General features: G+C 69.2%; 5 protein-coding genes and 1 pseudogene. 4 read left to right on the top strand and 2 right to left on the bottom strand.

The window, feature by feature from the left end; genetic code table 11:
• Window positions 1-324 precede the first annotated feature (324 nt).
• From VG276_19670 to VG276_19655, 4 genes are all read left to right on the top strand, one after another.
• Entirely contained in the window at window positions 325-759 is a 435-nt protein-coding gene (locus VG276_19670; protein ID HEV8651549.1) for a hypothetical protein, read from the top strand.
• 835 nt (window positions 760-1,594) lie between these two features.
• Window positions 1,595-2,047, top strand: coding sequence for a tyrosine-type recombinase/integrase (locus VG276_19665; protein ID HEV8651548.1), 453 nt, complete (start codon window positions 1,595-1,597; stop codon window positions 2,045-2,047).
• Window positions 2,044-2,967 carry a tyrosine-type recombinase/integrase gene (locus VG276_19660; protein HEV8651547.1) on the top strand — a complete coding sequence of 308 codons (924 nt, stop codon included), beginning with the start codon at window positions 2,044-2,046 and terminating at the stop codon, window positions 2,965-2,967. Before VG276_19665 ends, VG276_19660 begins: the two co-directional genes overlap by 4 nt.
• Window positions 2,964-3,953: a tyrosine-type recombinase/integrase gene (locus VG276_19655; GenBank protein ID HEV8651546.1), complete on the top strand. Its 990-nt coding sequence runs from the start codon at window positions 2,964-2,966 to the stop codon at window positions 3,951-3,953. The genes VG276_19660 and VG276_19655 overlap by 4 nt, the downstream gene beginning before the upstream one ends.
• On the opposite strand, the pseudogene VG276_19650 reads toward VG276_19655, so the two are convergent.
• Window positions 3,954-4,613, bottom strand: a pseudogene (locus VG276_19650) (transposase). It lies immediately after the preceding gene.
• On the bottom strand, window positions 4,610-4,813 hold a 204-nt coding region (locus VG276_19645), incomplete at its 5' end, for a hypothetical protein (protein HEV8651545.1). The pseudogene VG276_19650 and the gene VG276_19645, both read right to left, overlap by 4 nt.

Raw genomic sequence — 4,813 nt, 5'->3', positions numbered from 1 at the left:
CAAGCTCGTCGTCCTCCCGTGACGCCAGCCACGGCTGACGACCACCACCGCCTAGCTGTGGACGCGAGCGTCTCAGCAGCCGAGCCGCCTGACCCCCTCTCTAACCGAAGGGTCAGAGCTGCCCGCCGCGAACGCGAAGCGGACAAGTTCGTCTTCTCATCCCAGCTCAGCGACGGAGCACTAGGGCGGCGCACGGGGCGCGGCGGGCAGCCCTTGCCCGGCCGATGTGGCAGGTCGCCCGATTGCGTGCAGGTAGAGTGCCGTGGATCGGTGCGCGGGTGCATTGAGGCCAAGCGGACTCGGAGCGACGAGGGGGACAGCTGGATGGAGATGGGCAAAGATGTCAGCGGCGCCGCCAAGCAGGCGTTGCGCCGTCTGCGTCAGAGGCTTCGCCGTGAGCCAGACACCCGCGCGGTAATGGAGCAACTGGAGGCCGATCCCAACGACTCTGTCGTGCAGGAGCAGCTGGCCGAGCAGCTAACCGGGAAGCTGAAAGATCCCGCCTTCCGGGAGAGGCTGCAATCCCTGCTCGAAGAGCTGGACCGTGAGGTCGCTTCGGCCATTGCCGCCGAAGAAAGATTGCAGGCAGCAGTGGGGGAGAGGCAGGCCGGCATGCCAGCCGACCCCGGCGCAGCCGTGGCGAGCACTGGCACTCGTCCGGTGCGTGACGAGTTGGTCGCCTATTTAGGACTACCGCGAACGATAAGCCATTTGTCTACTACAGTAAACCGCCTATCCGCTTGGAGCCCTGGCGGGTGAAGGAGCTGGCGGCGTAGATCCTGCAGCCGCCGCACGCCGGCCGGGGTCATGCCCACCCCACGCCAGCCACGGCTGGCCCGGTCCAGTACCGCCCACACCAGCGACAGGCACGAGCGCTCCCCAGGCAGCCGGCCGATCACCTTGTTGGGTCTCAGAGCCCTTGCGGGACAAGGGTTCCAGGCTGCTGAAGTCGGCATAATCCTGCGGCTCTGCCCAACCCTTCTCTCCGACATCGATCCGATGAGGAGAGGAGACGACGATGGGCAAGCCATCACGGGTTCGGGTGACCGGACCGCTGGCGCCATTCGCGGCCGGGTTCCGCCAGGAACTCGCCCGGCAGGGCTACACACGCTGCACTCGGCCAGCAATCAGCTGCAGCTGATGGCGCACGCGAGCCGCTGGCTGGAAAGCACCGGGCTGGGCGTCCACGAGTTGACGCCCGCCCGAGTGGCGGAGTTCCTCGCTCAGCGACGCGCCGACGGCTACACGCTGTGGCTCTCGACCAAGGCGATGGTGCCGGTGCTTGTGTATCTGCGGGAGCTGGGCGTGGTCCCGACGTCTGCTCCGCCTGCTCCGGCAACCGAGGCTGAGCAGCTCCAGGAGCGCTACCGGACCTACCTGGTGCAAGAACGCGGCCTGGCGCCGGGGACCATCGCCAGCTACCTGCACGTGGCCAGGCTGTTCCTCGCAGCGCGCGCCGGCGACGGCGAGCTGCACCTGGAGCGGCTCAGCGCGGCCGAGGTGACCGAGTTCGTGCTGGCGGAGTGCGCGCCGCGCTCGGTCGGCTCGGCCAAGTACGTCGTGTGCGGGCTGCGTTCGCTGCTCCGCTACCTCTATGTCGCCGGACGCACCGAGGCTCAGCTCGAGGCCACGGTTCCCATGGTGGCGGGCTGGGGAGGTCGTGGTCCGGGGCAAGGGCCGCCGGGAAGAGCGCCTGCCCCTCCCCGTCGACGTCGGCGAGGCCCTCGCCGCATGGTTGCGTCGGGGACGCCCGCGCTGCGAGATCCCCGCGGTCTTCACCAGGGTGCGGGCGCCGCATCGCCCGCTCACGAGTGGCGGTGTGTCCGCGATCGTCCGCGCCGCCTGTGCCCGAACTGGCTTGCCCGAGGTCAACGCCCATCGCCTTCGCCACACGGCGGCGACCGAGATGCTGCGCGCCGGAGCCTCCCTCATGGAGGTGGGCCAGGTCCTGCGCCACGCCAGCGTGTTGACCACTGCCATGTACGCGAAGGTCGACAGGAACCGGTTGCGCACCTTGGCCCTGCCCTGGCCCGGGGCCGCGTCATGAGCGACCTGCGCGCCGAGCTTGACAACTACCTCGCTCTCCGCCGGGCGCTCGGCTTCAAGCTGCGCCGCGCCGGGCTGCTCCTCGCCGACTTCATCAGCTACCTGGAGGCGAACGGCACCGACACCATCACAGCGGAGAACGCCTTCGCCTGGGCCAGCCTGCCCGCCAACGCGAGCTCGGACTGGTGGGCACAGCGGCTCTCGGTGGTGCGGGCCTTCGCTCGTCACCTTCATGCCATCGACCCTGTCCACGAAGTGCCCCCAGCCCTGCTGCTCCCGGCACGAACCCACCGGGCCACGCCCTACCTGTATTCCGACGCCGAGATCGAAGCGCTCATGGCGGCTGCTCGTCAGCTCAGAGCGCCGCTGCGGGCGGTGACGTTCGAGACTTTGGTCGGCCTCTTGGCTGTGACGGGGCTGCGCATCGGGGAGGCCCTCCGGCTCGACCGCGACGACATCGACTTGGCCGGCGGCGTGTTGCGGATCCGAGAGACCAAGTTCGGCAAGTCCCGGGAGGTCCCGCTGCACCCAAGCACGGTCGAGGCACTCGCTGCCTACGCGCGTCGCCGTGACCAGCTCTGCCGGCGCCCGCGCGACGCCTCGTTCTTCGTCTCGACCGCCAGCACTCGTCTGCTGTACTGCAACGCGCACGTCGCCTGGCTGGACCTCGTCCGCCGTGCCGGACTGAAGCCTCGCTCGGGGAAGTGCCGACCTCGCCCGCACGACCTGCGCCACAGCTTCGCGGTGCGGACGCTGCTCGGCTGGTATCGAGACGGAGCGGATGTCGCGGCGCGCATGCCGCTGCTGTCGACATACCTCGGGCATGTCCATCCCGGCAACACCTACTGGTATCTCTCGGCCGCACCTGAGCTGCTCACCCTTGTCGCGGCCCGCCTCGACGCCGCCGGAGCACAGCCATGAGCGCGCTGGCGCCTGTCATGGAGGGCTTCTTCACCGAGCGGCTGATCTCCCAGCGTCGGGCGAGCCCGCACACCGTCGCCTCCTATCGAGACACGTTCCGGCTGTTGCTCGGCTTCGCCCAGCGCCGCACCGGGAAGGCGCCTGCCAGGCTCGCCCTCGAGGATCTCGACGCCGTGGTGATCGGCGCCTTCCTCGACCACCTGGAGCAGGAGCGTCACAACAGCGTGCGCACCCGCAACAACCGACTGGCTGCTGTTCATTCGCTGTTCGCCTACGCGGCGCTGCGCCATCCCGAGCACGCGGCGCTGATCCAGCGGGTGCTCGCCATCCCCGCCAAGCGCGTGGACCGAAAGCTCGTGTCGTTCCTCACCGACGACGAGGTCGAGGCCCTCCTCGTCGCACCCGACCGCGACACCTGGGTGGGCCGTCGCGACCACACATTGCTGCTCGTGGCCGTCCAGAGCGGGCTGCGTGTCTCCGAGCTCACTTCGCTGACGTGCGCAGACGTCGAGCTTGGCACCGGCGCCCACCTTCGCTGTCACGGCAAAGGCCGCAAGGAGCGGATCACGCCACTGACGACCCAGGTGTGCGCGCTGCTGCGGGTCTGGCTGGCCGAGCGCGGCGGAGGGCCAGACGATCCAGTCTTCCCCAGCCGTCGCGGCGGCTCCCTCAGCAGCGATGCCGTCGCCGTCCTGGTGGCAAGACATGTCCGCACGGCCGCCACGCGTTTCCCCTCGTTGGGCACCAAGACGGTGACGCCGCACGTCCTGCGCCACACGTGTGCGATGCGCCTTCTTGCTGTCGGCGTGGACACCTCGGTCATCGCGCTCTGGCTCGGCCACGAAGGGATCGAGACCACCCAGATCTACCTGCACGCCGATCTCGCCATCAAAGAACGGGCGCTGGCGCGCACCGCGCCCACCGGCACGACCCCAGGTCGCTACCGCGCCCCCGACTCGCTGCTCGCCTTCCTGAAGGGCCTCTGATTATGCCGACTTCAGTAGCCTGGAACCCTTGTCCCGCAAGGGCTCTGAGACCCAACTCGGCATAATCCACTGCTCGGCATAATGCACCAGACACCGTTGCCGCAGGCTGTTGGCGAAGACCACCTCGACCGCGCCGATCAGCCCCGCCGCACCGTCGGTGATCACCAGCAGCGGCGCCCGCAGCCCGCGGTCCACCAACTCGCCCAGGACCCTGGCCCAGGGGTCGTGGCCTTCGCTGGCACCTGGGGCCAGCCCGACCAGCACCGGACTGCCTTGGGTGGTGATGCCCCAGGCGCACAGCACCGGCTCGGCCCGAGCGCCGGGATGCATCCGGAAGTGCGACCCGTCCAGGAACAGCTACTCCAGCTCGATCCCGCTGAGATCACGCAGCTTCCAGGCGTCGAACTCGGTCTTGATCGCCTCGCAGACGCGGCTGACCGTCGACTTCGACAGTGCCGCCTCCGGCCCCAGCGCCTCAGCCAAGGCTGCCTCTACGTCGCGGACGGAAAGGCCGCGCACGAACCCCGACAGCACCAGCGCCTCCAGCGCGTTGGTGCGGCTGACCCCCTTGCCCAGCAGCCGTGAGGTGAACGGCTGGTCGGTGCCGCACAGCTTGGGTCGCTCCAGCACCACCAGCCCAGCGGTGGTCTTGACGGTCAATTCGGCGTGGCCGTGGCGATACCCGGCGCGCTCGCGCTCACCGCGGGCGTACGGTCCCGGCCGAGGAACTCGGTCACCTCGGCTTCCACCGCGGCCTGGATGACCAGCCGCACGCTCAGCCGGGCGACCTGCTCCAAGACCTGGCCGAGGTCCTGCTCGGAGGCGAACAGCTGATCGATCTCGGCGCGGACGCGTTCGAC

The sequence above is a fragment of the Actinomycetes bacterium genome, assembly GCA_036000965.1.
Classification (GTDB): Bacteria; Actinomycetota; CALGFH01; order CALGFH01; family CALGFH01; genus DASYUT01.
Note: the sequence above shows the minus strand (reverse complement) of the source record. Positions and strands in the feature narration are given on the sequence as shown.